The sequence below is a fragment of the Nocardioides mesophilus genome (assembly GCF_014395785.1).
GTDB lineage: Bacteria > Actinomycetota > Actinomycetes > Propionibacteriales > Nocardioidaceae > Nocardioides_B > Nocardioides_B mesophilus.
On sequence record NZ_CP060713.1, the window covers coordinates 788,971 to 815,406 of the forward strand.

The 26,436-nt window shown below is 63.6% G+C and carries 25 protein-coding genes; 8 read left to right on the forward strand and 17 right to left on the reverse strand.

Annotated features, from left to right (window positions below; genetic code table 11):
* Positions 1-8: 8 nt before the first annotated feature.
* Genes H9L09_RS03780 through H9L09_RS03790 form a run of 3 tightly spaced genes read right to left on the reverse strand, consistent with a single transcriptional unit; the run spans position 9 to position 2,270 of the window.
* Positions 9-944 carry a type II secretion system F family protein gene (locus H9L09_RS03780; protein WP_187579400.1) on the reverse strand — a complete coding sequence of 312 codons (936 nt, stop codon included), beginning with the start codon at positions 942-944 and terminating at the stop codon, positions 9-11.
* Positions 941-1,789 carry a type II secretion system F family protein gene (locus H9L09_RS03785; protein WP_187579401.1) on the reverse strand — a complete coding sequence of 283 codons (849 nt, stop codon included), beginning with the start codon at positions 1,787-1,789 and terminating at the stop codon, positions 941-943. The genes H9L09_RS03780 and H9L09_RS03785 overlap by 4 nt, the downstream gene beginning before the upstream one ends.
* 1 nt (position 1,790) lies before the next feature.
* Positions 1,791-2,270 carry an ATPase, T2SS/T4P/T4SS family gene (locus H9L09_RS03790; protein ID WP_246456251.1) on the reverse strand — a complete coding sequence of 160 codons (480 nt, stop codon included), beginning with the start codon at positions 2,268-2,270 and terminating at the stop codon, positions 1,791-1,793.
* A gap of 63 nt (positions 2,271-2,333) precedes the next feature.
* Here H9L09_RS03790 and H9L09_RS03795 point away from each other — a divergent pair, with 63 nt between their 5' ends.
* Together H9L09_RS03795 and H9L09_RS03800 are read left to right on the forward strand one after the other, a co-directional pair.
* Positions 2,334-3,869: a recombinase family protein gene (locus H9L09_RS03795; protein ID WP_246456440.1), complete on the forward strand. Its 1,536-nt coding sequence runs from the start codon at positions 2,334-2,336 to the stop codon at positions 3,867-3,869.
* A 364-nt stretch (positions 3,870-4,233) separates the two neighbouring features.
* Positions 4,234-5,454 carry a DUF6236 family protein gene (locus H9L09_RS03800; RefSeq protein ID WP_187579403.1) on the forward strand — a complete coding sequence of 407 codons (1,221 nt, stop codon included), beginning with the start codon at positions 4,234-4,236 and terminating at the stop codon, positions 5,452-5,454.
* A 52-nt stretch (positions 5,455-5,506) separates the two neighbouring features.
* Here H9L09_RS03800 and H9L09_RS03805 read toward each other — a convergent pair whose 3' ends face one another.
* The 3 genes from H9L09_RS03805 to H9L09_RS22735 all read right to left on the reverse strand — a co-directional run bounded on the left by H9L09_RS03805 (position 5,507) and on the right by H9L09_RS22735 (position 8,712).
* Complete coding sequence (locus H9L09_RS03805) at positions 5,507-6,901, reverse strand: HEPN domain-containing protein (protein ID WP_187579404.1); 1,395 nt, start codon at positions 6,899-6,901, stop codon at positions 5,507-5,509.
* A gap of 159 nt (positions 6,902-7,060) precedes the next feature.
* Positions 7,061-7,576: a hypothetical protein gene (locus tag H9L09_RS03810; RefSeq protein ID WP_187579405.1), complete on the reverse strand. Its 516-nt coding sequence runs from the start codon at positions 7,574-7,576 to the stop codon at positions 7,061-7,063.
* A 647-nt stretch (positions 7,577-8,223) separates the two neighbouring features.
* The gene (locus tag H9L09_RS22735; protein WP_425491712.1) at positions 8,224-8,712 is read right to left on the reverse strand and encodes an XkdF-like putative serine protease domain-containing protein; all 489 of its coding nucleotides are present in this window, start codon (positions 8,710-8,712) and stop codon (positions 8,224-8,226) included.
* Between the two features lie 417 nt (positions 8,713-9,129).
* On the opposite strand from H9L09_RS22735, the gene H9L09_RS03820 reads away from it, so the two are divergent.
* On the forward strand, positions 9,130-11,484 hold the full coding sequence (locus tag H9L09_RS03820; protein WP_187579407.1) for an MrcB family domain-containing protein: 2,355 nt from the start codon (positions 9,130-9,132) through the stop codon (positions 11,482-11,484).
* Between the two features lie 172 nt (positions 11,485-11,656).
* Complete coding sequence (locus H9L09_RS03825; RefSeq protein ID WP_187579408.1) at positions 11,657-12,679, forward strand: McrC family protein; 1,023 nt, start codon at positions 11,657-11,659, stop codon at positions 12,677-12,679.
* A gap of 32 nt (positions 12,680-12,711) precedes the next feature.
* Here H9L09_RS03825 and H9L09_RS03830 read toward each other — a convergent pair whose 3' ends face one another.
* Positions 12,712-13,233: a hypothetical protein gene (locus H9L09_RS03830; protein ID WP_187579409.1), complete on the reverse strand. Its 522-nt coding sequence runs from the start codon at positions 13,231-13,233 to the stop codon at positions 12,712-12,714.
* 272 nt (positions 13,234-13,505) lie between these two features.
* Here H9L09_RS03830 and H9L09_RS03835 point away from each other — a divergent pair, with 272 nt between their 5' ends.
* Complete coding sequence (locus tag H9L09_RS03835) at positions 13,506-14,258, forward strand: SHOCT domain-containing protein (RefSeq protein ID WP_187579410.1); 753 nt, start codon at positions 13,506-13,508, stop codon at positions 14,256-14,258.
* A gap of 564 nt (positions 14,259-14,822) precedes the next feature.
* Here the strand turns inward: H9L09_RS03835 and H9L09_RS03840 are convergent.
* The 3 genes from H9L09_RS03840 to H9L09_RS03850 form a co-directional block, all read right to left on the reverse strand.
* Positions 14,823-15,092 carry a hypothetical protein gene (locus H9L09_RS03840; RefSeq protein WP_187579411.1) on the reverse strand — a complete coding sequence of 90 codons (270 nt, stop codon included), beginning with the start codon at positions 15,090-15,092 and terminating at the stop codon, positions 14,823-14,825.
* A gap of 184 nt (positions 15,093-15,276) precedes the next feature.
* A complete protein-coding gene (locus tag H9L09_RS03845; protein ID WP_187579412.1) occupies positions 15,277-16,443 on the reverse strand; it encodes a hypothetical protein in 1,167 nt (388 codons plus the stop codon).
* A gap of 122 nt (positions 16,444-16,565) precedes the next feature.
* Positions 16,566-16,784, reverse strand: coding sequence for a hypothetical protein (locus tag H9L09_RS03850; RefSeq protein ID WP_187579413.1), 219 nt, complete (start codon positions 16,782-16,784; stop codon positions 16,566-16,568).
* Between the two features lie 346 nt (positions 16,785-17,130).
* Between H9L09_RS03850 and H9L09_RS03855 the strand changes: the two genes are divergently transcribed.
* Positions 17,131-17,652, forward strand: a complete 522-nt coding sequence (locus H9L09_RS03855; protein WP_187579414.1) for a hypothetical protein — start codon at positions 17,131-17,133, stop codon at positions 17,650-17,652.
* A gap of 126 nt (positions 17,653-17,778) precedes the next feature.
* Here the strand turns inward: H9L09_RS03855 and H9L09_RS03860 are convergent, their stop codons facing one another.
* Positions 17,779-18,003: a hypothetical protein gene (locus H9L09_RS03860; protein ID WP_187579415.1), complete on the reverse strand. Its 225-nt coding sequence runs from the start codon at positions 18,001-18,003 to the stop codon at positions 17,779-17,781.
* 564 nt (positions 18,004-18,567) lie between these two features.
* On the opposite strand from H9L09_RS03860, the gene H9L09_RS03865 reads away from it, so the two are divergent.
* Together H9L09_RS03865 and H9L09_RS03870 are read left to right on the forward strand one after the other, a co-directional pair.
* Positions 18,568-19,575 carry a hypothetical protein gene (locus H9L09_RS03865; protein WP_187579416.1) on the forward strand — a complete coding sequence of 336 codons (1,008 nt, stop codon included), beginning with the start codon at positions 18,568-18,570 and terminating at the stop codon, positions 19,573-19,575.
* 31 nt (positions 19,576-19,606) lie between these two features.
* The gene (locus H9L09_RS03870; protein ID WP_187579417.1) at positions 19,607-20,389 is read left to right on the forward strand and encodes a nuclease-related domain-containing protein; all 783 of its coding nucleotides are present in this window, start codon (positions 19,607-19,609) and stop codon (positions 20,387-20,389) included.
* 87 nt (positions 20,390-20,476) lie between these two features.
* Here the strand turns inward: H9L09_RS03870 and H9L09_RS03875 are convergent, their stop codons facing one another.
* The 6 genes from H9L09_RS03875 to H9L09_RS03900 all read right to left on the reverse strand — a co-directional run bounded on the left by H9L09_RS03875 (position 20,477) and on the right by H9L09_RS03900 (position 26,435).
* Positions 20,477-21,082 carry a hypothetical protein gene (locus H9L09_RS03875; RefSeq protein WP_187579418.1) on the reverse strand — a complete coding sequence of 202 codons (606 nt, stop codon included), beginning with the start codon at positions 21,080-21,082 and terminating at the stop codon, positions 20,477-20,479.
* Between the two features lie 327 nt (positions 21,083-21,409).
* The gene (locus H9L09_RS03880; RefSeq protein ID WP_187579419.1) at positions 21,410-22,123 is read right to left on the reverse strand and encodes a hypothetical protein; all 714 of its coding nucleotides are present in this window, start codon (positions 22,121-22,123) and stop codon (positions 21,410-21,412) included.
* Between the two features lie 9 nt (positions 22,124-22,132).
* The gene (locus H9L09_RS03885; RefSeq protein WP_187579420.1) at positions 22,133-22,819 is read right to left on the reverse strand and encodes a hypothetical protein; all 687 of its coding nucleotides are present in this window, start codon (positions 22,817-22,819) and stop codon (positions 22,133-22,135) included.
* On the reverse strand, positions 22,816-23,409 hold the full coding sequence (locus H9L09_RS03890) for a hypothetical protein (protein WP_187579421.1): 594 nt from the start codon (positions 23,407-23,409) through the stop codon (positions 22,816-22,818). The genes H9L09_RS03885 and H9L09_RS03890 overlap by 4 nt, the downstream gene beginning before the upstream one ends.
* Positions 23,410-23,638: 229 nt before the next feature.
* Positions 23,639-25,033, reverse strand: coding sequence for a DNA cytosine methyltransferase (locus tag H9L09_RS03895; protein ID WP_187579422.1), 1,395 nt, complete (start codon positions 25,031-25,033; stop codon positions 23,639-23,641).
* Positions 25,034-25,583: 550 nt separating this feature from the next.
* A complete protein-coding gene (locus H9L09_RS03900; RefSeq protein WP_187579423.1) occupies positions 25,584-26,435 on the reverse strand; it encodes a TadA family conjugal transfer-associated ATPase in 852 nt (283 codons plus the stop codon).
* Between the last annotated feature and the right edge of the window lies 1 nt (position 26,436).

Below are 26,436 nucleotides of genomic sequence, written 5' to 3' on the forward strand. Positions count from 1 at the left end.
GGTGCGGTTCACGGGGTGACCAGGTTGAGCCCGACGACGCCGGGCCAGAACGCGAAGAGGACGGTGACCGGCAGGACGAGGAAGACGACCGGCACCATCATCAGCACCTCGCGCCGCGCTCCGGACTCGATCAGGGCGCGGCGGCCGGCTTCTCGGGCATCGGCGGCCTGGGCGTGGAGGACCGCTGCCAAGGGCGTGCCCCGCTCGATGGCCACCGCCATCGCCTCGGCGAAGCGGGCGACCGCGGGCAGCCCGGACCTGGCCGCGAGCTCGTCGAGCGCCGCGGCCACCGGCGTGCCGGTGCGGATGTCGGCCAGCACCCGGCGCAGCTCGTCGGCCATCTCGCCGCGGCAGCGGGCGGCCACCCGGTCGATCGCGGCGACCGGACCCTCCCCGGCGCCGACGGCGAGGGCGAGCAGCTCGGCGACGGTCGGGAACTCCGTCATCAGCAACCGCTCCCGCGCCGTCGCCTTGACGCTGAGCCGGTTCTCCCGGAGCAGGATGCCGGTGACGAAACAGACGGCGCAGAGGATCAGCAGCGGCAGCGTCCGGTCCGGCGCCCGGAGCGCCACCACGATCGAGACACAGCCGGAGACGCCGAGTCCGACGAGTCCCCAGAGCACCTGCTCGACCCGGAAGTCGTGGACGCTCAGCGGCAGGTTCGCTCGCTCTAGCCTGCGACGGATCGACGTGGAGCCGCCGAGCACGCGTTCCACGCCGGCCGCTGCGTCGCTGAGGAGCGGGGCGAACACGGCGTGGAAGGGGGACCGGTGACGGCGTGCCTGCGCCGTCCGGGACCGGGCGACCTGCGGCAGGTCGCGGATGTAGGGCAGCACCCGCACCGACAGATCGGGACGTCGTACGACGACCGCCCGGCTGAGCAGCAGCACCAGCCCCAGCCCGAACGCCGTGCCGAGGAGTGCACCTCCCGTCGTCGCGCTCACGCGGCGATCCTCCGCTCAAGCGGCAGCCGCCCGATCCGCACCATCAACCGGTAGGCGACCAGTGACAGTCCCCCGCCGACCCCCAGCACCACGGCGCCGGCGGTCGAGGCGTAGCGGGTGATCACGTCCCCTTGGAAGCTGAGCAGCAGCAGGACCATCCACGGCGCGGCGACCGCCAACCGGGCGCCGACCACCGTCCACGTCTGCCGGGACTCGAGCTCGGAACGGGTGCGAGCGTCGTCGCGCAGGTAGCCCGAGAGGTTGCGCAGCAGGGAGCCGAGCTCGCCGCCACCCACCTCCCGCGCGATCCGCAGGCCCTCGACGACGCGGTCCCCGACCGGATCGGCCAGCCGGTCCTTGAGGCGATCGAGGCACTCACCGAAACGACCGGTCACCTGGTAGTCGGTGCCGAAGGCGATGAAGGCCTCACGCAACGGCTCGGGGCCGCGCTGCCCGAGCGCGATCAGCGCCTCCGGCAGCGACAGGCCCGCGCGAACCGCGGAGGCGAGGTTGTCCACCGCCTCCGGCCACACCTCGGCGAGCTCGCGCTGCCGTCGACGGGCCCGGCCGCCGACGACGGCCAGCGGCAGGTAGCCCGCCAGCAGCCCGAACGCGGCAGCCACGGTCGCCGTCCGCGAGACCACCTGGACAGCCAGGAAGGCGACGGCAGCGCTCACCGCACAGACGGCGAGCAGCCCGCCGGTCGAGGTGCCGCTCAGGCCGGCGGCGTCGAGGGTGCGCCGGAGCCTGCCGGGTCCGCGCGCCGGGCGCAGGTCCGGCGAGGAGAGCGCCATCCAGACCAGCAACAGCCCGATCCCCACTCCGAGACCCACGACCAGGCCCATCTCACTCCCCCGTCTGGAGCAGGTCGGTGAGGTCGACTCCGGCCCGCTCGAACGCCTCGAGACGCGGCGGCATCCCCTGGGCCCGGTGCAGCAGGCCGTCCCGGCGTACGAACAGGGCCTCGGTCTCGATCACGTCGTTCTCCACGCGGCCGGGGACCCCGACGATCTCGCGGACATGGCGGGTGCCGTGCGCGTCGATGCCGACGTGGACCACCAGGTCCACCGAGGCCGCGACGGTCGGCACCACGAACCGGCTGGAGATGTTCTCCCCCGCCAGCAGCGGCAGCGTGCACATCTTGACCAGCGCCTCGCGGGCGCTGTTCGCGTGCAGCGACGCCATGCCCGGCAGCCCGGCGTTGAGCGCGAGCAGCAGGTCGAGGCACTCCTCGGCCCGGACCTCGCCCACGATGATCCGGGAGGGCCGCATGCGCAGGCTCTCCTTCACCAGGTCGCGCAGCCGGACCTCGCCGGTGCCCTCCAAGCCGCGCTGCCGGGTCTGCAGCGCGACCCAGTCGGGGTGTCCAAAGTGTAGTATTTGGCTATGATGCGAGGAGGGTCGCCACCCAGGCGTGCAGCCATCTATGTGCGGATTTCACGCGACAAGGAAGGCGCGGGGCTCGGTGTGTCCAGGCAAGAGCAGGACTGCCGCGCACTAGCCAGCCGGCTGGGCTGGGGTGTGCAAGAGGTCTATGCAGACAACGACATCAGCGCCTACTCCGGGCGGACCCGGCCTCGCTACCGTGAGATGCTCGAAGACATCAACACCGGGACGGTCAACGCCGTCATCTGCTGGCACACCGACCGACTCCACAGGAATCTTCGGGAGCAGTTGGATTACATCGACTTGTCGGTGGCCCGGAACCTACCGACGCACAGTGTGACGTCAGGCCCGCTCGACCTCGCGACTCCCAACGGCCGCGCCGCGGCCATCACCCTCGGCGCATGGGCGCGCGCGGAGTCGGAGCACAAGTCGGATCGCATCAGGCGCAAGTATCAGCAGATGGCTGAAGCCGGAATGCCCCGCGGCGCTGGGAGGCGACCGTTCGGGTACGAGCAGGACGGTGTCACCGTCCGCGCAAGCGAGGCCGCGGAGGTACGCCTCATGACTCAACGAGTGATCGCGGGTGACACGTTGGCTGCGATCATCCGGGACCTCAATGCCAGGGGCGTCCGTAGCGTCTCGGGGAGGGAGTGGCGATACCCGAGTTTGCGCGCCGTCTTACTGCGCCCCCGAAATGCCGGACTCATGCAGTACCAGGGGGAGGTGATTGGGGACGCCGAATGGCCAGCCCTGGTGACCAAGGAGGACTTCCTCACCTGCAAGGCCATTCTTGAGGACCCAGCACGGCGCACGACTAATGGGAACGCGCGTGCACATCTTCTTCCGGGCATCGCCAAGTGCGGTAAGTGCGGCGCTGGGATGCGTTGGGGATCCGTGCGGGACCGCTCGGGGACGAAGTACAACGTGTACCGGTGCTGCGTGTACCGGAGCGAGGAGCGACTTGATCTCGTTGTCACCAAGGTAGCCCTGCTGTGCCTAACGAACCCGAAGGCTCGCCGCCTGCTTGCGCGTCCTCCGCAGGCTCGTACTACGGCGAAGAACGCGCGCGTCCGTGAGGACATTCAAGAGCGCCTGGAACAGGCGGCTGACGCCTTCGCTCAAGGCAACATCACGCTGACTCAACTGACTTCAATGACAGCGACTCTCCGGGAGCGGTTGGCGACACTCGATTCTCAGCTTGTTGACGCGAGTCGAGCCAGGGGCATCAAAGCACTCCTGGGCCCAGGCGACGTGTTGGAGAAGTGGAATGAATTGCCCTTGTCGCGCAAGCGCGCGGTGATCGACTCGCTGCTGGAGATTACGGTCCTGCCAGTGGGCCGAGGCAGCAAAGACTTCCAGGCCGGAATCTCAATCAGGCTGAAGACCGACAAAAAACCCGTGAACCTGGCTGACGAGTGGCTCGACTGGATCACACCGCGGACGGCAGTGATCCGGTTCGACGCACTGCGGAGGGCGGAGGCCTCCATGACGACCGCACAGGAACGACAGATCCTGCGCGCATTCTCCGAAGCCGATTGACCCCGAGGTTGTCAGACGCGGATTGCCGCCTTGGCCAACTGTCGGTTAGGTCGGCCAATGCAGGCATTGGCAAGTCGACGATGGTCGATCACATCGCAAATCAGGAACGCTTGAACATTGTGCGGGCGCGCGGTCCACGCGGTTCGGCGTGACCGCTGTGGCTGCACAGTAGCTCGAACTTGAACTCGCTATGTCTCCCACTACGGCGCCCCGATGGCACGCTTGCCCCGTTGGCCACTACATCCGCCCGACGAGTGGGGTCTTCATGACGGCGATATTGCCGTGCACTGCCGTGTGAGCTCTCCACCGGCACTAGTCTCGGAGCCGTTCCAATGAGGCTTCGAGGATTCGACGACCCGACAGGATGCCGACCGTGCAGATGCCAGGTCTCTATTTCCCCTTCGTGCACATCCGCGACGACGAGTGGTTGAAGTCTGCCGCTCTCTATTGGCCGTCGCTGCGTCGCTTGGTGCCGAGGGGTTACAGGAAGCGACACGACAGCCCGACCGCCAAGACCTTCGCCGGTGCTGGAATCCTGCGTGACGAGGATCCTGTCGGGCTGCTGCATGAAGTGACCTGGGACCTCGCCTCGGCTCTTGCGCAGAACGAGGTTCGACTGGCTCAGGAGTTCAGCCTCGACAGCGCCTACGCCACCGCCAGGGCCAATGGGCCATGGGCCGAGGCCGGTGCTCCTGACTGGCAGATCCCAGCGCTTGGGTGGGTTCACGCGACCAAGTTCCCTCCGGATGTCCTGGCACGCCTCTCAGCCATCGGTGTCGCACGAATTGGTCGCTGTGATCGGGAAGACGTCAGCGGACAGCGTCCTGAGGATTGGATCGGACTGCATCCCGACCTCGCAGGGGCCTACATGACAGCTCTGGCGGGTCGTTTGAGCGAAGAGGCTCGATTCGAGCCCGTCACCGATCAGGCTGATCTGAAGGTCGCCACGCCCACAAGCGATGTCGGTGCTGCCCTCCAACTGTTGCTTGGTCGCGGAGGCGAGGCGGCGGGGAGGCCCACAGGGGTTGGTGTCGAGACGTACGTAATGCTTGCTCTTCAACATGCTCGACCGGCGAAACTGGGGTCCATCCCAGCTGAGAAGATCGTGAAGTGCCGTGAGGACCTGGAAGAGGAACTTGATAATTTCCGCAGGTTCGTGGCGTCCCAGCAGGCGGAACTGACGGAACTGGCCGCCATCCCCATCTCAGCCAGGCGACTGGAGGCGTTCACAGATCATGTTGAGCGGACAGTGGAAGTTCCACTGAAACGGCTTGAGAATGGGATGCGGCTCATGAAACTTGAGCCGACCCGATCGTTGATGGTTTCCTCCTTCACACCTCCTGCCGCGGTGTCCACCGGCCTCAGCGCTGCGGGGGCCCCTCCCCTAACAGTCGCGGCATCAGGTGTCGTAACTGCAATCGGTAGCGCATGGTGGCAAGTGGGCAGCATTCGGACGGCAGCCAAGGTCAGTTCACCCGTTGGGTTCCTTCTCGATGTTCGTGACGAATTGACCCCGAGGACGCTTTCGGCTCGCGCCCGCAAAGTTCTGCGAGGCACGTACGGCCGAGGCACGTACGGCAACTGAACAAGCCGCAGAGGGTCGCGGGAGACTGCCGGTCACGGGCGCGAGTTGTCGGTCAGGTATCAACACTCGCCAGGCTGGCGGACCCCGTGGCGCCCATAACACCTACTCGCTTCGCCGCAGCGTTCAGGGCGGCCCCGATCAGATCGACGTCGATCCTCTCCGGGGTCAGGGCAGGGTTGGCGATCCGAATTTGAAGCACCGAGCGCAGAACGGCTCTGGCAACTTGCTCCGTCGGGACTTCCTCTTCGCCAAGCACGACGGTCCGCGTCCTTTCGGGCTTGCGCCCGTGCACGATGGCCGACCGATGGGCATACACACGACTCATCGCACTGATGTACCGCGCGGGCTCATGGACACCAGCGAGGGAAAGCATCGCAGCCGTCCGCATCTTGATCTTGTAGGTCGTTTCCCCATTCGGATCGGACAGGAGCGCCTCCAGGCCAATGCATAGGTCAACCACTCGGTCAGCCTCGCTGTTCCGCCGCTCGGCGGAAAGAAGCCTCTCGGCAGCCAGAGCAACGGATCCACCTTCATGCAGAGCGTCGTAAGCCAACAGCAATTCGGTCAAGCGGTCGCCGGCAATGGCGTCCAGCGGCTCATGGCCTGGATCAAGCCGGGTTGAAGACCTATCCAGCACCAAAGGGCCGGTCAGGAGCCTGGGAAGCGGTCCCCGATAGCCCGGCGACCAGCCGACGGGGCGACATACGATCTGCATGTAGCCCGAGGGGGCGTCGCTGACTGTGGCCAAGGCTTCAAAGAAGCGCTCGACTTGCTCGACCTCGCTTGGTGGCTCAACGGGCCAAAACCAACGCATCGCCTCGTCGTTCGCAAGAATCCAACCCGGCACAGTGAACGCATGGGTGGCCATGGCCAGGAGTCGCTTCTCTTCGCGCACATTTTCGGGCCAGCGCGCTAGGTGCTCGTCGGAACTCAGACGGTCTATTCGACACCCGTCCGAGAACTGGACGCGCTCAAGATCGAAGTCGACCCCCATGACGGGGACCACGAGTTCGACTGGCAACTCATCATTCAGCCACCAACTCGCCAGCTCCTCGAACGTGGCGAGCAAGAAGTCGGGGTCGGTTTCCCAACCGCGTACATGAAGGTGGCGCTCGACCATCTCCAACGGCAGATCAACCACCCCCATCGCGAGCGCGTGCTCAGCAAGCACGTCACGGAGCCGAGGCGGAACTAGGAAGTCAACGAGCGCGTCATGTTCACGCACGAACTCAATGAGTTCTACGAGTTCAGGAATCGCCTCGTACTCAACCTGGGTCTTGTATCCGCCGGGAGGACCAAACACCTTCGTGTAAGCAGCGGGCGCGAGCGACGAAGTGCGTTCAACAATTTGATATGCACGACCTGCTTGGTCGTCGGCGAAGGTCGGGTACGACTCCATCTTCGGCCACTTCTGACCTTGCTCCTCGCGCTCGCGGAGGTAGCCCATGACCTTAGTAGCGGCCGCTAGCGCAACACGTTGGAGTTCATTCTTCCCACCAGAGTCAAGTCGCACTGAGCCATCATGCCCTCTGCATTCGGCCGAAGCCGTTCGCCATACCGACCCTCGGGATCGCGCGAAGGGCAGACGGCTACACGGGCTGCCCGATTAGGCAGTGTCACGCGTCGCGGCACCGGATGCTCCGCCGGAAGTGCTGGCGTATGCGGCCACGCGGCCCTCGCGCCTACGCTTGCGGCGAGCTGAACCGGTATCGACGAGTTCGCTGAATCCCCAGCTCGCGCTTGATGCGCCTGCGAGAAGGCCGAAGGAACTAACCCCCTCAGGTCCTTCCACCATCGCAATCATGATCGGAGTAGCCAGGAAGAGCACGATCCCCACGGCTACCCAAGACCACCCGCGGCGGCGTTTGAGGTTCTCCTCTTCCGGACTCGGAGTCTCTTCCGCAATAAGAAGGTGTACCCGGTGCTCTACGACCTTTTGAAGTGCCAACTTGGCCGAGCCGTCCGGAAGACCGTTCAGGATCTCGACGTCAGAGAGGACGGCGCGGCGGAGCCTGCCTGCACGTCTAAGAGAAGCGAGGTTTCCGCCGATCAGACCGAGCACAACCGGAACCAGCACCTTGAACCATTCCATGCCCGGGACGATAACGTCGTGCTGCGACACGAAGGCGGGAAATCGGGTGTCACCGTACCGGGTGGCCACCACGAGGCATAGTTGGGCCGCGTAACGACGGGTCTAGCGCGACTCCTACTGAGGACGGGTTTGGGGGGGCGATATCGTCGACGACCTCGCCGCCGAGCTGAGAGCGTTCGTGGTCGCTCGCGATTGGCGGCAATTCCACAACGCAAAGAACCTGGCAATGGCACTCACTGGCGAGGTGGGCGAACTGGCCGCAGCCGTGCAGTGGATGTCTTCTGAAGAGGCCGACAACTGCGCTCGCGGCGTCCATCGAAGACGACCACGTGCGCGCAGGTCTCGGCCAGATGCTGGACTACTGCCGTTACGTGACCAGCGAAAGCGCTCACTATTGCTGCCGACCCGCCCAAACGACGACCTAATCCGACTTGCACGACTTAGGCATAGGCGTCATCTGGGAGACGGGGTCGACGTTCCTCCGGAGCGACCCGATCGAAGAGAACTAGGAAGTCGCGAGAAATGCCTCGTGTCTGAGCTGGTTGAAAGAATGGGACTCGGTAGCGCGGCATCTGTCCGCAGTTATGTCCCAAACCGCCACTAGCGTTCCCGATCGGCGAGGCCATGACCTGAGCAGTTACGCCCCTCCGAGTTGCGTCCTTGCAGTGTCGGTTCCCTCAGATGGCGGAGGTTGCCGTCCTGCGCCACCGACCCGCAATGCTGAACGCCGTCAGGCTTCCGGATTCGACCCGGCGCCATACTCTGGGATCGCGGACATGGAAGCCGACCCACCAACCCACGGGGATAGTCCCGGGAGGCAATCCCAGCGCTCGCTGCTTGTCAGGAGTAAAGATGATGCTTTCGATCAACTCGCTGATTGTTTCGCAGGAGTGGTCAACGTCGCCTCGTCGTGACATGAGCACGAACCTGTAGGCCGCAGCCTCCAACTCCTCAGGCCGGCTAACGAAGTCGCCCGAGTGGTCAACGTTGACCGCACCGTCCCGATCGATTGCCACGTACGCCCAACCGAAGACGTTTTGGCGACGTGAGTCCACCGTCACGATGGGGTTGACCCCACGCATCGCCGCGGACGCGCATTTGTGGGGCCGTTTGGGAGCCGAGAACTCGGCTGAATGCCCTGCTGCACTGAGGCCCCTAACGCTCATCGGACCTTCAGTCCGTTCAGGATTCTCGACAACGTTTCTTGTTGAAGAGGGATCGATCTCGCGACCTCGTCCACAAGCTCGTCATGACGGTTGATGGCGTCCGTGAGCCGACCAATGGCGTCACTGCGTTCAGACCCGTCTGTCCGGCGTTCATCAGGCACCGCATTCCCCGTCCTGTATCAACCATCCGTGATGCCGAGAAGAGGCTTCAAACCTAGACGCATGAGGCCGAGAACCAGACACTTGTCCCTAGGCGAGCATTAGGCCCGAGTAGTCGATGGCTAGGACGCAGGTCTCCCCAGTCGAGGGGAGACCGACCGTTCCTATAGCCCTAACACGATGCGGCGCGCCCCGAGGTTTGGCAGTGTGCGGCATAGAAGTATTAGTCCGATCTGACGGTAAACCAGGAGGCCTCCCGTGTCTGACCCCCTCGAAGGGTTCACAGAGCCACGACCGCTGACGCGCTCGGAACTCGGAGGTATTCCGGACGAGCAAGGCGTACACGTTGTCCACGACCAGTCCGGCGAGCCGCTCTACGTGGGCTACAGCAGTCGCACCCGAGAGAGGATGCGCCAGCACTTGGCTGGCGACCGGCAAGCGTCGGTTCTGCACCAGAAGATGGGGCAGCAGCTCGACGAAGAGCTCGGCCACCCGGCCACAGCTGCGGACATTGAGCGGGCACTCGGAGCCTGCTCCTTCCAGTTCCGGCTTAGCGACCAGCCCAAGGCATTGAAAGCCAGGTTGATGTCATCGCTAAACCCCCGCTTCAATGACGTCGCCCCCGTGCCTGAAGCCGCTGAGCATGGCGCGAACCGGGAGTTGGGTGATCTTCTTGAAACCGTGCTATCCGAGCTCCGGAAGGATCAGCCTGACAGCGCCGTCGCGGCCACCTATCGCCATGCTGTCGTAGAGGCGCTGCCACGAGTTCTCCGAGGTTTGGTCCCCTCCAGTCACACCGTGGAAGGGAGCACGGGGTACGGATCTCGAGCGGACGTCCCATGGGTGACGGTCTACGGGGACAGCGACAACAACAGCGCCCGTGGGGGTGTCTATGTGGTCTATCTGTTTGCCGCTGATGGCTCGGCCGTTTACCTCACGCTGGCGCAGGGAGTGTCGAATGTGAAAGGTGGCAACGTTGTTCTGAAGAAGCGAGCCGCTGACATCCGAGATGCGATCACGTCACGGGGCCAGTGGCTTGAGAAGATCGACCTGCGGTCACGGGCCATGCGGCCGCTGCGTTATGAGGCATCTGCCGCATATGCCATTCGCTACGAACGGAATTCGGTGCCGGCCCTTAACGTGCTCACCAGCGATCTCGACGACATGTTGGAGGCTCTCGGCGAGGTGCAGGCTGCCGGACTGGCCGACCTACCAGCCGTAGAGCCTGTCCACCTGGTCATGAAGTGGAACAAGGACATTCGCTCCGACACGATCACTCAGCACAAGCAGATTGCAGACACGCATGGCTCTGTGTGGTGGGGGAAGTTTGGAACGGCGGGCACGAATGCCGTTAGAGCTGCACGGCTAGAACTCATTCGAGAGCAGTTGAGCACCGGTGTTGAGACCATGTGCTTCCTATATCGCAACGGTGAGCTGTGGCGGACTCGTCTTCTTGCCATCACGCCCCACGAAGACGACGTCGACACCGCACTGATGCCGGACTACTACGCGCCCGCCGAGTGCATCCTGTTTCTCAAGCTTACACAGTTTGAAGAGATCCACCCGCCCACTTGGGCACTCTCGAACCTGGTGCTTGCCACCGACCCCGATCCTTCCAGGACACAAGGCGCGCTCGGTAACCAAACGAGTCCAGTGTTCGTCTACCTGCGGGGGGCGTCGTTTATGACTGAGAAGCAGCCCACCGGTCCAGAAAGCCTGGCTCAGGAGACGGATTCGTCCGAGACACCGTCGATCCCAGCCTTGGACATGGACTGGCTAGTGGAGCAGACACTCTGCGAGCGGGAATGGCTGGAGGAGCTCGTAGCGACCCTCCAGCGTCGCCCCCAGGTCGTGCTCGCAGGACCGCCCGGCACCAGCAAGACGTGGATCGCCGAGGCTCTGGCTCGCTACCTGACCCAGGACGAGCCCTTGGCCCGCGGTTTGGTGCAATTCCACGCCTCGTACGGCTACGAGGAGTTCATCGAGGGGTTGCGTCCGGAGCCCGCTGGAAGCGGCGGCATCCGCTTCGCCCGAGTGGATGGGGTAGTGCTCCGGATGGCGAGCCAGATCAAGGAAGACGACGACCAGAAGCATGTACTTGTCATCGACGAGATGAACCGCGCCAACCTGCCACGGGTCTTCGGCGAGCTCATGTATCTCCTCGAGTACCGCGACAAGCCAGTGGACCTCCTGTACACCCAGGACTTCAGCCTGCCGAAGAGCCTGATCTTCATCGGCACTATGAATACTGCCGACCGGAGCATCCGCAGCATCGACCTCGCGCTCAGGCGCCGGTTCGAAGTCTTCGAGTGCCCCCCGAGTCGGAAGATCCTTCAGTCTTTCTACGAGACTGCCCAATGCGAGGTTCCGGACCTCCTCGCGGGCTTCGACAAACTGAACCTGCGCCTAACCGAGTTGCTCGACCGCCATCACACGGTGGGCCATTCGTTCTTCATGGCAGATCCGTTCACCCCTCACCTGCTGAACGCCGTCTGGACTCGCCAACTCCAGCCACTGTTCGAGGAGTACTTCTTCGACGATCCAAGCGTTGCAGCGTCCCTGAAGATGGAGGAGTTCTGGCCGAATGTCACATCCACCTCAGACGCTGACTGAATCGCGCCCCTCGATAGTCGAGCTGGACGATCGGCAAGCCGAGTCGCTCCAAGTTCTGGGCAGGCGCCTGGCCGGCAAGTCCGACTGGTGGGGGGCGGCCAACCCGGCACACCACGATGCGAGTGCTATCAGCGTCTCGCGGAGCGGTGCCCAAGGGCAATGGTCGCTACGCGTGAACGACGCCATCGGCATTCTCAGCGTGGGCGGTCGAACGATGCCCGTGCTGCCGAAAATCCCTGAAAGCCACGCACTGGAACTTCTCGGCCTCGCCGGCGCCATCCCACGCATGGACACGCTCGCCGCGCAGGCGGCGACAGGCACGTCACTTTTCGACCTCCTCTCACGTTGGCTTGTCCACTCAGTAGAGAGGGTCCTTCGCCGAGATCTGATGAAGGACTACCAAGCCCACCGCGAAGAAATGGCGCATGTTCGTGGTCGCATCAGCATCAAGGAGACGACACTGGCCGTGACCCTCGGGCGAGCACGCGTAACATGTGAGTTCGACGAACTGGACCGCGACAACCCGTTGAACCGCGTGCTACTAGCAGCATTGCGGCTCGTGTGCGGGGCGCCGTTCGCTGCTCCAGAGGTACGCACCCAGGCACGACGAGTCAGTGCTCGTTTTGATGAAGTTTCGGAACTCCGTCACGGCGACCTCCGCGTCACGTTGACGCCCAGGACCGCCTACTACAGCGACGGTCTCGCGATCGCGAAGGCCCTGCTGAGGGGTGCTGCGCGCAAGCTCGACGCGGGCGGTGAGGTGGCTTGGGCGTTCTTGATCCGTACTCCTGAGGGCATTGAGGCCGGGATTCGCACCGTCCTCCACAACGCGCTGGATCCGGCCTTCAAGGTCGAGAAGCGAGGACTGGCGCTGCTCCCGTCGACAAAAACACTGAATCCCGACCTGGTATTCGGGCACCTGGCGGTAGGCGACGTGAAGTACAAGTTGCAGGGCGCAGATTGGGACACAGGCGATCTCTACCAGGCCGTGGCATTCGCCACCGGCTTCCAGGTCTCCGAGGCAGCGATCCTTACGTTCTCCACTGGCCAGGCAGGGCACACGTCGCTGCAGGTTGGCGACGTGCGACTGTCGAACTTCTGTTGGCCCGCAGACCCCTCACTCGGACCGCAAGAAGCGGCCGCACGTCTCGTAACGGACGTCCGCGAATGGCTCTATGAGGTCTCGGCCTCATAGGTGCCTCGCCCGCCTACGAGAGCCATCCAGACTTACGAGGGCTGGGCTTCTCGCACCGAGCGCGCAAATGCGAGCAACTCGGCGCAACTACTTCCGATGATCTCAATGAGGCCGTTTCCGCAGCCCGCCAACTGGCAGCCTATTTCCTGAGCCCGCGTTCTGATCAAGTCCCAGGTAGCCTCGTCGATCTCGTCACCGACGAAGCGCACGTAGGGTACGTCCCTGCCCACCCGGCTCCCGTAGTGGCCCCGGCAAGAGGACGTTGTCGGGACTCCAAGGAAGTTTAGGGCCGCGACACAACTGACAATCCCAAAGTCCAGGTACTCCGAAAGTTCCGTGGCGTCCCAATCTGTGTCGTCGGGGTCGCTCACGACCTCCGAGGCATTCTTCTCGAAAGCTTCAGGCGAGGCTGAGACACCGTCAAGCCGTCGAAGTTCACGCGTCTCCCAGGCAATCAGCAACTCCAACTCGGGACCACTCACCTCGTGCCAGTCGCCGTACTCCTGATTCGACGGGTCCGGAGAGCCGTCTTCCTCCCATGCTTCATCTGGCACGGAGCCATTTTGATGCAGGTCAACGGGCGGGAGTTGGACGACGTCGAAAACAGGAATCACAAGGTCCCCCTACGGTCAAGAACACCAGTCAAATGCCCGCTCGGCGGCGGTGCGTCACGAGGATGGCCTGGAACAGGACGGCTAGAGGTGCAATCGCGTTCTGGTCTAGACCACCAAGAAATGTGTTCCTGCAGCCTTTTCCTACGGCCCTTCAGGTGTAGTCTCCTGCTGAAGGGCGGAGGTGCCGCCCCGGGATCAACAAGGAGGCCCCATTGGCCAAGAACAAGACGTCGGGTTCCGCAGAGTTCGACAAGCTCCGTAACCGGATGGCGGCGGACCGCGCCCTCCGTAACGAGGTCCGTGACTCGCTGTTCGCCATGACTGAACAGATCAACGTGTCCGACCGGGGCTCCCGGTTCGTCGCCGGTGGCACCGTGGAGTGGATCGTCGCCTCGGCCTGCTACGCAGCCGAAGTCATTGCCATCCCCGAGGGGCACAACGCCAACGGCTTCGACCTCACCGGTGTAAACGCGACCGTCAAGGGGCTCTTCTCCGTCAAGAGCAGCCTCTCGCCGACCAGCGCGTTCAGGATCACCAACGGCATCAATGGCGCAGGCAAGGGCTTCGTAGAGCCGACGATCTTCCTCCACAAGCGGCTCGGAGGCTTGGTCTTCGCCGACCCCGCGATCCATACCGAGCTCGCGGGCCGGGCGGAGCAGAAGGCGGACGCCGTCGTCCTGAGCCTGAAGGCGATCATCGAGCACGCGCAGCAGCGCCCGGAGTGTGTGATCGACCTGGAGATCCCCTATAACCAGGGCCGGGGGACTTACGACCCGGCACTCAGCTTCGCCAAGGCCCTCATCACCGATGGCAACTACCCCAACCTCAAGCGACTCTTCGAGGAGGTGAAGCCCCAGACCAGCACTATCTCGGAAGAGATCGGCAAGCTCAAGCAGCTGCGAGACGACGGCGTGCTGAACCAGGTCCAGTTCGAGCGTGCTGTGGACCGCCTCCTCAAGGGCTGACCCGACACATCGGCCCGAGCATAAGGAACGCCCCTCCCGAAGCGAGCGGGAGGGGCGTTCGACTTACTTTGTACTCCGTCACAACTGGTGGACCTGCGCGACCCCCAATAGCGGGTCTGAAGCTGCCGTCGCGCAGGTCTTTCACGCTGAACACTACGAAGTTCACAATCCGGCTCACACCGGCGTTGAGTGCCAAAGTGGCCTTCTGAACGGCAGTTTCAATCACTTGACCGCCGCGAGCCTTTGAGGCGGTTGAGGAACCACCTGGACTTCCCCAACTACGTAGGCGGAAGTTACCGACCGGGTGTCGCCATCGACAGATCGCGTGCCTTCAACTGGACCCCGCCCAGCGTCCGAGGCATCTCGACCCACTGGGCCGGGCCATTCCGCCCAGAAAGACTCATCGGTGAGCCACCCAGCGCTACTGATCAAGAATGCCCCAGCAGTTGGTCGCCGGGCCACTGCCCCGCCACGACGCCTACTGCCGCACTCACCACGCGGATAACGCGACATCTCAGATGGCTCTTGACCGGGTGTCGATGACAAGTGCGCTTGCTGCACAACTCATTGAGAGACACAGTTCTCAGCCGCTTTCGTCGCTGCGTCGATGACCGCAGCGAGTTCCTTCGGTGTCAAAGTGCCGATGGAGAACTCCTTCGCCTTCGCCCTGACTTCCTTGTCTTCTGTGACGATCACCCATGTGTCGGAAAAGAGGTCCTCCGTGCTGAGCACGACGGCCATGGCAACGAGGATCGGATCGGCGGTGCCCTTGTAGCTGTAGAGGTTGACCAAACCCGTGTGCCCCACTGGGACTGTCTTCATCACGTCTGCCAACTGCGCAAGCATCGCAGGGGTCACTTCGATGGTGACTGGTTCTAGAAGCGCCGCATGCTTAGCCCTCCGCGACTCGTAGGCGACCTCGGCCGGGACTCGACATTGCTCCTTGAAGAATGCGGACTTCTTCCTGTCCCCAAGGGGCCGAGCGCGTTGTTGTCGATCAGGTACTTGGTCACGGCCGTCACAGCGCCGCCCTGTAGTCGCTGATCGCGCGGTCATTGCGGTAGGCGTTCGAGAACATGACGCGGCAGAAGTCGCTCGTCTTGATGGTCCCTGCGTCGTAGAGAGCGAGCATGCGACGCGAGCACTCGTGCCCGTTGTACTTCCTGAGCGCGTTCATCGGGAGCATCCTGTTACGGGGAGTCTTCTCAATCTTGTCGAAGGCGTCCTTGAGGTCTTTGAGGTGGGCCTCCGCTTCGTCGCGGGTCATGAGCTTCAGGCGCTGGGCTCGCATGACCACTGCGCTCGGTGTCACCTTGAAGACATCAGACGATGCTCGGATGGCATCCAGATCACTCAAGTCAGCACGGCGGAACTCGGCCTCAGGCATCAGGATCTCTGCCGTCAGCCAGTACTCGCGGTTCGACTTCTCCTCGGTGGTGTGTCCGTTGTAGGTGACGGTGGCGAACCGTCCTCTCGCAACGAGCACCGCCATTAGCGTCAGGGTGAAGATCCGTCGCCCGGTCGGCTCGAACGCCTCTCCCTCGTTGCCACTGGCGATGAAGATGAAGGGCAGTTTCGTGTCCTTCACCGTCATGCCGCTGAAGATTTTGCCCTCCGGCAGCCGCTGCGGCATCAGGTCCTGGACGCTCTGTGCGACGAGGATGTTCTTGGCTTCCAACTTCTCGACCAGAAGGTTGAGGGCATCGCCCTTCTTCTTCGTTCCCCTGAGTTCCATGGGGTCGAGGTCGAGCGCTGCCATCAGCTTCGCGGCGTCCTCGGCGATGGGCGCCTTGGACTTCTTGAGAATCCCGACGATGGGGTTTCGGTCGAGGGTCTTGTCCTTCTTCATCCAGTCCTGCTTGAACTGGAGGTTCTTGACGATGAGCTCTACCTGCGCCAGGTCCACGTGATGCCGCGAGTTCATGGAGAACTCGCGCTTGGCGCTGAAGCCCTGAAGCAGCCGCTCCTGCTTGATGCGGAGCTGCTCTTCCACCAAATCGCGGGGAGCGAAGAACAGCGGGTACGGGATCTCAGCCTTGCGGGCGTGGTCGACCAGATCCTTGAAGGAGATGGAGCCCGTCTCTAGCGCCTTGGTCACCTTGGCGTAACTGCGGACGACCGACTGCTCAAAAAGTGCCGCGAAGACCTCGCGGTCGATGGGCGTGGCGACGCGATCGAGCGTCACGTTTATGGGCATTCACGTCACCGCCTGCATTCATCTCATGGCAGCGCTCCAGCCTGCGCCTCCGCGTGCTCGGTTCAAGGACGACACGCCTAATGATCCCCGGTCCCTCTCGCGCCCGCAGGTCAATTGCGGTCTTCCAGTCGGCGCGTTTCGCCATTGAAGAAGTAGATGAGGCTGCCGACGATCATCAGGCTCTGGACCGCGTTACGGCTGGTGTACTGCTTTGTGCTGACGGTATGGGCAGTCGCGTTGCGGCTAAAGGTGTGCGGCACCGGCAGTCCCTCGCTGGGGAAGAACTTCTGCCACGCCTTCCAGATAGGGGGCGAGCGCGATGTACTCATGTGCGGTCAACTCGTCATAGGCCGCGTTGGTCCGCTTGCCCCGCTTGTCGGGGGTGTAGAGGTAGCGGCCGGCACCGAAGTAGGTGTTCACCATGGAGTCGAGCAGCGACCCAATGAGCGCCTGAGCCGCCTCCGTGTGGCCAGCCTCCAGAGCATCAAGGGCCCTGAGCGCCATGGGGACGTACGGCGCGGACAGCGTCGGTCTCGCACCCCTCGACTACGGCGCGACAGTCGGCGGAGATCGCCTTCCATCGCCGCCCAAGGATGTCGCGCCGCTTCCCGGCGCTGTCGGCGCGGATAAGCGCCCCGCCAGCGAGACCGTCGTTGATCCAGATACGGTCTCGCCATGGTGTTGGTGACTGAGGCATGGTCTGGACTCGGCTCAACGATTGTCGGTGGGTTCATCTCAGCCGTCGTCGTTCTGGTCGGTGTTTTGGCGGAGCGGTTTCTTAGTGATAGGCGAACACGTACCGATGAGCAACGTAAGGCTGCTGATGATCTGATCGTTGATGTTAGCAACCTTCGCGATCTCGCGATTGCACGAAAGCGCGGTCTCCGTGGAGAGTACGAGTTATGGCCGCTGCGCACTCGTCTTTACATCACGCAGAACTCACTTCGGGGACTCCCCGCTTACTCGGCTGCGTGGGCCTTCTACGAGTCAGCGAAAGAAGCACGGGATTTCGCTCGGCATGCTGTTCGCTCCCTTGGTGACGACCACCAAGGCTGGCCAAAGTCGGATCTCGCCCGTTTCAGAGCGCACCTGTCGAACCTCGATCACTTCGGCGACCAGGTCATCGAGCTACTCCAGTCAAACCCCAAAAGCGGCCACGCGAGGATTCCGAGCCGGCCAACCATCCCGGCGCCCTGACGGCCCTGGCAGCCGTCCAAGGGTCGCCGGACTGGCTCCCACTGAGAGGGGACGACCGCTCCCATGCCGGAAGGGTACAAGGGGCGCTGCGTCATTCCGCCGCGACGGGATGGGGTAGACGAACGACTAGGACTTCACCTGGTCAACGAACATGAACCTGAGCCGCCCCTCTGAATCTTGAACGGCCTCTTCAGGGTCGAGTTCGTCTGCACGGACGTAGACATACCGGACAACGACTCCCCCTTCGTCCACTGGAACCTCGTACCTTGTCTGAGTTCGTGGCAGAGCGAAGCTTGTTCCGTCGAGCGTTCCGCCGCCGACGAATACGACACGGACAATGTGCTGATCCATTCGCGCAGACTACCCGGCAAGGCATTTCTAGGTGGGCTTTGCAGTTGGCCAGTCAGCGTCCTTCGCCTCTGCTGCATCGCCAACTCTGTGCGTTTGCGTGGAGGCGACCCGCCTATTGCCCCACAGGAGGGCCCCGTCGGGACTGCTCATAGAGCTCGCCAGAGTCCGACCTGTCAGGCGAGCCGGTAACGCTCGACTTCCCCAAACGGAATGCGGGCCGCTCCCGGCGGTCTCGCAGAAGTACTGCTCGGGGACTCCCTACGCCAGATCATGATTAGAGACGGTGATAAGCCGACCCGTAGGACAAGCAAGTTGCATACGAACACGGTGATTCCTGCGCGACACCTGGTCCTGACCTTCTTGAACTCCGCTGCACGTCTAGGTGGCGGCTGGTCACGGAACCAGCTCAACCTTCCTCTGAGTAATCAGCGAAGGCGCCATGCCGGCGCGAGGGAGCGTGACTTCTCACCAGCCGTGGGCAATCACGGGAATCCTCCGCGCCGAGAGCAAGGGACGCAGTAGCGTCATTGCGCGGTTAGTGCACACCCCGGGGGATGGACTGTCATGGAAACGTTGCTTGGCATCGCGGTGCTCGTCGTTCTTGTGTGGGTCTTCGCGCGAACTAGGCGTAGCTCGTCAGAACACGTGCCGAAGCGGGCTCTCCAGGTCTCGCCGTTCCGAACCGAGATCGACACCGCGGTCAGTCGCGACTACGCCATGACGGTCCCGGGTGGGGAACTTCGCAAGATTCATCGCAAGACCACCAAGGAACACGTGCCGCCGGCGCCTTCTGGGCGCGCAGTCGAAGCCTGGTCCCCCCGCACGCAGCAGCTCGAGGTCGCGGGTGAGTGGTATCGAGCGGAGAATCTGCGGACCCTGTTTACCCGACGCGCCAAAGTCTCCGAGGCCGGTGCCGAGATGCGACTTGAAGCGGTACTCGTCCCTGACCCGTTCAATCCATTCGACAGGCGTGCTGTCGCTGTCTTCGTAGATGGACTCCATGTCGGATACATGGAGCGGTCCGACGCCGCCGCATACCACTCCGCGATAGCGAGCCTGCCTGGTGCTGAGCTCGCCGTGCCGTCGCGCCAATGGCTCAGAGGCACCGCACAAGACACCTGGGCACGAGTAACGCTCTCCTTGCCTAAGCCGGACCGCCTCTGCTGCCCCAATCCGACCGCCGATAGCTGCGTGGTGCTTGCGCCAGGATCGACGATTCAAGTCACGCGCGAGGAACAGTACATGGAGCATCTCGCTTCACTCCTTGCCCGATTCGGCAGCGAGACGGTTGTCGCCGCGTCCCTTCGCGCGGCGATAGAGCAGCGTCCACGGTCCACCGTCGAGGTCGTCGCCGTGGATATCGACGGGCAACAGGTAGGAATCCTGTCGCCGACACAGACAGCCAATTTCCTCCCCCTCGTCCGCAGGGCAGAGTCAGAGGGCCGCAACCTCATCTGTCGGGCATCCCTGCGGGGCAACTCGCTCAAGGTCGACGTCGCCCTGCATGCCCGGAAGGCACACGAACTCGACGATGTCGAACTCGAGCAGCTCTTCGCCACGAGCCGCATCTGATGCTCACCTCCTAGTTCGAAGGGGACCGGAGTTGCCCAAGTTCGCCCCCTACTCACGCCAAGCGTTTCGGCGCGCCTTCATCGAATGGCTGAAGCGAAACGTCACGCTGATGATTGCCGTGAGCGCCGGCGCCGTCGCACTGATCTTCCTCGAGTCCGTGCTCCTGGTGCATCTCGTTCCCGACACGGCGTTCAAGTGGTACCTGCTCGGAGCGGTCCACGTGGGCGTGGTGGCCGGCTTCGCGCACCTTCTGCACGCCACGTTCCTGGCCCACGACCGACGAGCACTGATGCACCTTCGGGGCGCCTGGGGCGAGGAGAACACCCGCGAAGAGCTCAAGCGGGCACGGCGTAGACGACTCATCTGGGGGTGGGTGGACAGCATCAGCCTCCAAGCGGGCGACATCGACCATCTCGTCGTGACCCGCCGCGGAGGACTCATCGCCATCGACTCCAAGTGGCGGAATCAGCACACCTCACAGGACCTCGCCTCCATGGCTCAGGCCGCGGCCCGAGTCCGGCTACGCGCCGAAGGGCTCACCCAGACACTCCTCGCCGGTGAGCGAGGCGCCCGACACCGAGCACGGACCAACCCGCTCACGGTAAAGCCTGTGGTCGTCATGTGGGGTGCGGCCCAGGACGAGGTTCCCGACGGCGCCATCATCGACGGCATCGAGTTCATCGCCGGACGACGTCTCATCACGTGGCTTCGCCAAATGGATGGATACCCGGTGGGTAGGGACGCGGCCAACGACGTTCTTGAACGACTGACAACATTTCGGCTCAAAGCCTCAAGGCAGAACGCAACTCGCTAGCGACTCGATCGAGACCGCGTGTATTACCCCGCCCGGGCGGGGGGCTCTGTCCCGTTCTTGGTGACCGTTGTCTGCTGCAACTCGACGCTACTCGTGCTGCCATCTCAACTCCCACTGCTCTGCCATGTACATGTCCCACGCGGTGTCGTCGTCGCGCTGGTAGCCGCAGGCGATGCAGAGCCCGACGGTCATCGTGCCGCCGCTGTCGTCGTAGCCGAGCGGAACGAATGTGCGCCGGAAACACTCGTCGCACTCCTCTGGGTCCATCACATCGAGCAAATCCTTGACTCGGCGGACATCCCGCTCCGCGTAGGCCCGTGCCTTCTCGTAGAACAGTGTCACCATCATGTCGTCCACCGTTCGGTGGGCCCCAACGTGCTGAAGCACTTCGAGGCCATTGATCTCGTCGAGTTCACGTAGAGCGGTGAGGTGCCTCGATCCGAGTTGAATCCATTCGTCATCGGCTCGGCCATGTCGCAGCGGCTGGGTGAGATCGAGTCCCTCCGCCAAGGTCGCCTGGTTGATGGAGAGGCCGAGCGCGACTGCCTTGGGCAGCAGCGCGCTGGCCGGAAGCGTAAAGCCCCGCTTGTCCATCACGGCCGCGGGATCGATCGCCGCGACGATGGCGAGGAGACCGTTCGTCAGTGCAACGTCGAATGGGCCCTCGGGTGGGACCCGATCCTCGTCGAGCACCGAGACGTTCAGTGCGTATCGAGCCTGCCGCATGACTTGTCGACGAACGTGATCTGGGGTCCATTGGTCTGGAATCACGTCATCAGCCTTGTATCGCCTCGTGCCATGAGGTGACACTAGCGCCGGGCAGGGCACCCGCTACACCGATGGGATCGCGTTCAACCTGCTTACCGCCGCGTAACGCCTCTGCAGATGCGTCATCCGCCGAGTGGGCGCGACGGAGCATGTCGTGCTGCGCGCTCGTCAGCATTCAGCGCCGGCCGAGGGCTACGCGAGGACAGCTGCAGAGACGCTGTGGGCCCGGCCTCTAACAGCACCTCGGCTGACCTAGTAGTCGAAACCAAGTACTCGCGTCTCGATGATGAATCTACGGAGGTCTCTGACGAACCGAACAGCTGTGATGGTTCTGATCTCTGCGCACTTGGCGTAATAGGCCTTCATCAGAGGTGTTGCTGTCTGGTAGCGAGCAGCCTTCTCGGTATCGGAGTGCCATACGTGACCGTTGAAGTAGATGTTGGCGTACACGGAGTCGGGAACCATCTTCTCTACGTCGATGGGCGCCGGCAGCGGCTCGGGCCCCACCTCGTCGATCTCTTCGAGCGAGAAGTACACCAGGCTGCCGGGCTCCTGGCCCTGAAGATGCTCAGGCACGCTGCCCAGGTCTTGTTGGCCGACGAACATGTGTTTCTGCCAAGCAACGAAAGCTTTGCGGCCCGACTTGAGGACGTCTCTAAGCGGCTCATGCTCACGAGCGATTGCCCCAGTGAGGTTGGCGTAGCTGGTGGGGTCGTCCTGGGTGAACACGACGGGTCGCATCAACAAGGCCAGGTAGAGCCACGACTGCTTGTCAGCATTCTTGAGCTCAAGGCTGCCGTGGGTGACTAACGCAGTCTCAGGATCGAAGCGCAGCAGGACCTCAAACTGCGGGTCGCCCTGGGCCAGTGGATGCTCGACGATCTCGTCGGCACGTTCCATGAAGTTAGCGACGTCGGTCTTGAGCTTGTCGCTACTGGGCTGCGGGGCGGCCGGGCCTTGCGTCATCCCATGAGCCTAGAAGTCGTGGCCGTCGGCGCGGGCGTCGAGTATCCACTGCTGTAACTGCAGCACTAGGCCCGTGGCATTGAGGGTGCGAATCTCGGCGCACTTGGCGTAGTGCCGCTTGATCTCGTCGCTTGAAGCCTGGTAGCGAGCGGCCTTGTCAGCATCTGCGTGCCAGACATTGGCGTTTAGATACTCCCAGGCAAAGATGTAGTCGTTGGACAGTTCGGTCTTGGGGCCGTCGTCGGTTGCCCCGAAGCCAAGCGCCACGAGAATCGACTCTGGTTCTTGGGGAGCCTCGAGGGGCTCGCCAGACCCGAGCACCTGCGGCCCCACGAACGTGTGCTTTCGCCATGCCGCGACCCCGTCACGAACCATCTTCAGCCTCCCGCGCAGCCGGATGTGCTCGCGCTCGATTCGCTTGGTCAGAACGTTGAAGCTGATCGGCTCCTGCTCAGCGAAGACGATCGGGCGGATCAGGACCGCCAGGTATATCCAGTCGGCCTTCGGCAGCGGGTTCGTCCCGAGCCCGACGGGCTTGGTCTCGCCTGTAACGACATTCCGGCTCATGGTGACCTTGAACGTCGAGTTCTTGCCACCCAGTGGGTGGGCTCGCACCTCGTCAGCCCGCTGCATGAAACTGGCAATGCTCGTGCGAAGCTCGGCGCTAGTCGGTCCGCACCTTGGCTTCTCGCTCACGTCGAGACGGTAGGACCGTCAGCGTGCTTGGCGTTGCGGATCCTGATCTGCTCGTCGAGCGGCTTGGCCGGGTCATCGGCGATCGACTGGGCCAATCGCTCGAGCAAAATCTCGTCGAGAACATTCAGTAGCGCCATCGCGGCGGCGTGGTCGTGGTCGGACTTCGGGTCCACCATAACCCTGAGGCTTACGCCGTCGTCGTCGGTCTCAAGGGCGGCGGAAAGCACCATGACGCTGTCGAGGTCAGGCGTGTCCGTGAAGTGCGTGGTCGGGTGCCTATAGGCCAACAGCCGAGGAAGTGCAATATCGAAGGCGTCCAGCGCGTCCTGCAGTTCCGGGGGGAACCCGAGAGGCCGGCGCGCGGACTTGGCTAGGTCACGTAGTCGGACCAGCTCGTAGGCGTAGTAGTCGACGTCGTTGACGTGGAAGCCGGATACGTCGACCCATTCGTGCGGCTCACCGTTGAGCACCCGCGGCGCATTGTCGTAGGCGTCCTGGACTCGGCCGCGCTGGACGCTCAAGCCGTCGCGAATGCGCTTCGTAGCGTTCAGGAAGCGACTCACCGTCCGGTCCAGGTCCTTGGATGCCATGCCGAGACGATACGCGGCAGGCCGCTCGGCTACACGTGAGTTTCCGCTAGTCGCAATCAGCTCGCGGCGCGGGGCAGAGCCGCATCAACGCATCCAGCCATGCCTTTCCTCTTGTACGACTCGCCCTGCAAGAGGCAGAACTGGGGCCCGTACTCCCCTTAGACCTCGTCTCTGCGCGCCCCATACCAACGGTCCTCATGGTCCGCATCAGCCACGACGCGCGCCTCAGTCAGTCAGTGATGGCGGGGCGGTGCTGAGCGAGCCTGTCGTCCGGCGATAGCGGAGCGCCGAGAACAGCGTCGATCAGCCGTCGTCCAGCAGCCGTCCGCTTCAGCACGTCTTCATCGCGCCGGACGTGCTCACGGAGGATGTGCCAGACGACACCCACGTTCACGCCGTTACCCATTTGCTTGTACGTCGCCGAAGCCTTCTGAGAACCGAAGTCGTACGTGTCCGGCAGCCCCTGCAAGCGTGCTGTCTCGCGAGGCGACAGCCGCCGCTCGCGGGGGCCGACGATCGAGGTCTGCGTGATTGCGACAAGGGCGGGCAGGTACGTCGGGCGCTTGGCCCGAATGCCTGACGGGCGAAAGTGCATGACCGTGTCCCAGAGGCGAGGCGTGTCCTGCGCCTGCCACTCCAACTTTCGACGGGAGGGCGGGAACTGGCCCGTGAACAGGCCCCACTTCTCGGCCCAGGGGTCGATCCAGTCGCGGTGCTTCGAGTAGAGCGAGTAGTTCTTGGCGAGGTGCCCCGCCTTCCATTGAGGGAGCAGTCTGTCGTGCTCCAGGAGGTCCCGGTAATCGGGTATGCCATCGAAGATGGTGACGATCTTTTCGAAGTCTGACCATGAGTCGGCCCAGATCGGGAAGCCAGGAGGACGACGCCCCTCCGTGTGCTCGTACCACTTCTGGACGAACTCGTCCCAGGCGTCGATCCACAGACGCTCGCATTCAGTCAAGTTGCAGCCGGGGACGTTGTCACTGTCAACCAGCAGGTCTTCCAGGTGCCACCCGGTTTTCGGGTCGAAACCGTCGATCCGATCACTGAGCCGCGCCACCGGCTCGACTGGCAAGCCGTCACCAACTCCATCGGGGTTGTGCGTTGCGGTGATGAACACCCGGTCGCGGACCTGGGGGCGACCGCCTCGCTCGGGCGGCAGTAGATGCGGCGAGAAGACGGCCGGCCTCTCCGACACGCGGTAGCCCTGCTCGCGCAGCGTCTCGATGATGACTTGCCACTCGTGCAGGTGGCGCGGCCCAGCGAGGTTGCGCACGTTCTCGAGCAGGACGACCTTCGGCTTCCGCTTCTCGATGATCTGCAGGATGTTCCAGTACAGCGTGCCCCGCGTCTCCTCCATGCCGCGCTGAGCGCCTGATTTCGAGAAAGGCTGACATGGGAAGCCCGCAGCGAGCACTTCGTGCGCGGGAACGTTCATGACTTCGTCGTTGGCGTCCTCGGTCACGTCTCCGAGCGGGTCATAACCCCAGTTGCGGCGATAGACCTCGGCAGCAGCCTTGTCGATCTCCACGGCGTAGACGCCTCGACCGCCGTAGGCCTTCAACGCCGCGTGAAATCCGCCGACACCTGCGAACAAGTCCACGAAACGAAAGGCCGGTGTCGTCATAGCGCAGAGCTTAGTCGGTCTCGCGCAACACACCCGGATTGTCGCGCGTGTCGTCGAGCTGATGTTCGAAGGGGCGTTGCCCCGGTTGCATTACCCCGGGGTGCGTGGTGGTCAACCTGACTAGGAACACTGAAGCCCGCGCTGGGGCTTCAGAATGAGACCTGACTGAGGTATCCCGAAGGCATCGAAGATGCACGTGACCGCTGACGTGTGGCTGGTGTCCCCTCTCAGGGCTGCTCAATCGAGTCTGGTGCCGGTGGTACGCCTTGACCCACTCACTAACCACTACCGGAGGACTCCGCATCGGTATCCCGTGTGCCGAAACCGTCTCGGCCACCGTCGGAATCTCCGCTTCGTCCCGCCCAGGGTGCCGAACCTAGGTCGCGCTGCCGTTGCGTGGTCCCGGCCTGTAGTCCGTTCTCGACGGCGCGCTGAGCCGTCCCCCATCTGACGGCGGTCACCGAGGGCGAGTCGGCGTCAGGCAACTTGCGCTGCTCACGGCTCTAGATGCACCGGAAGAGAATGCGAGCTCCTCTCTTCGGCCCTCAACCTACCCCGCCACCCGGCGAACTTCGACACTCGTCTCGTAGTCATGCAGCCATCGGCCCCGGAACTCACAGAGTGATCTCCCGGGGCATCTGAATAGCGTCTCTGTACACTCCGGATGGCTGAACCGCAGCTCGTAGACCTCCTCGACGGAGATCACCCGCTCGCGCCCGGGCACCGCAGCGGCCAAGCAGTTCAACAGCGTGGTCTTCCCTGCCTGCGTTCCGCCTGAGACGACCACGTTGAGCCCGACGGCCACGGCGGTCTCGAGGAACCGGGCCGCCTGTTCCGAGAGGCTGCCCAGCCCGACCAGATCGGCGAGCCGGTGCGCCCGGACCACGAACTTGCGGATGTTGACGGCCGAGAAGTCGCGAGAGATGCCTTGGAGCACCACGTGCAACCGGTGCCCGCCCGGCAAGGTCGCGTCGACGAAGGGCGTGGAGACGTCGACCCGACGTCCGCTGGACTTGAGCATCCGCTCCACGAGGTCGCTGACCTGGGCGGCGGTGAGGATCGTGGGGGTCAGCTCGTGACGGCCCGCCCGCGCGACGAAGACCCGGCTGGGGTCGTTGATCCAGATCTCTTCCACGGTGGGGTCGTCGAGGTACTTCTGCAGTGGGCCGAACCCGGAGACCCGGCTGACCAGCTCCTCCACCATCGCCTCGGGCTCGGTCACCGGGAGCACGACGCCGGTCAGGCTGCGCTGGTCGTGGTCGGCGACGACCTGCCGGGCGATCGAGCGGACCAGGACGATGTCGCGCTGCGGGTCCACGCCGTCGCGGCGGACCGCAGTGCGCACCTGCTCGTCGAGCTCCTCCACGAGCTCGCGCTCCGCACCCGTATAGGTCAGGCTCATG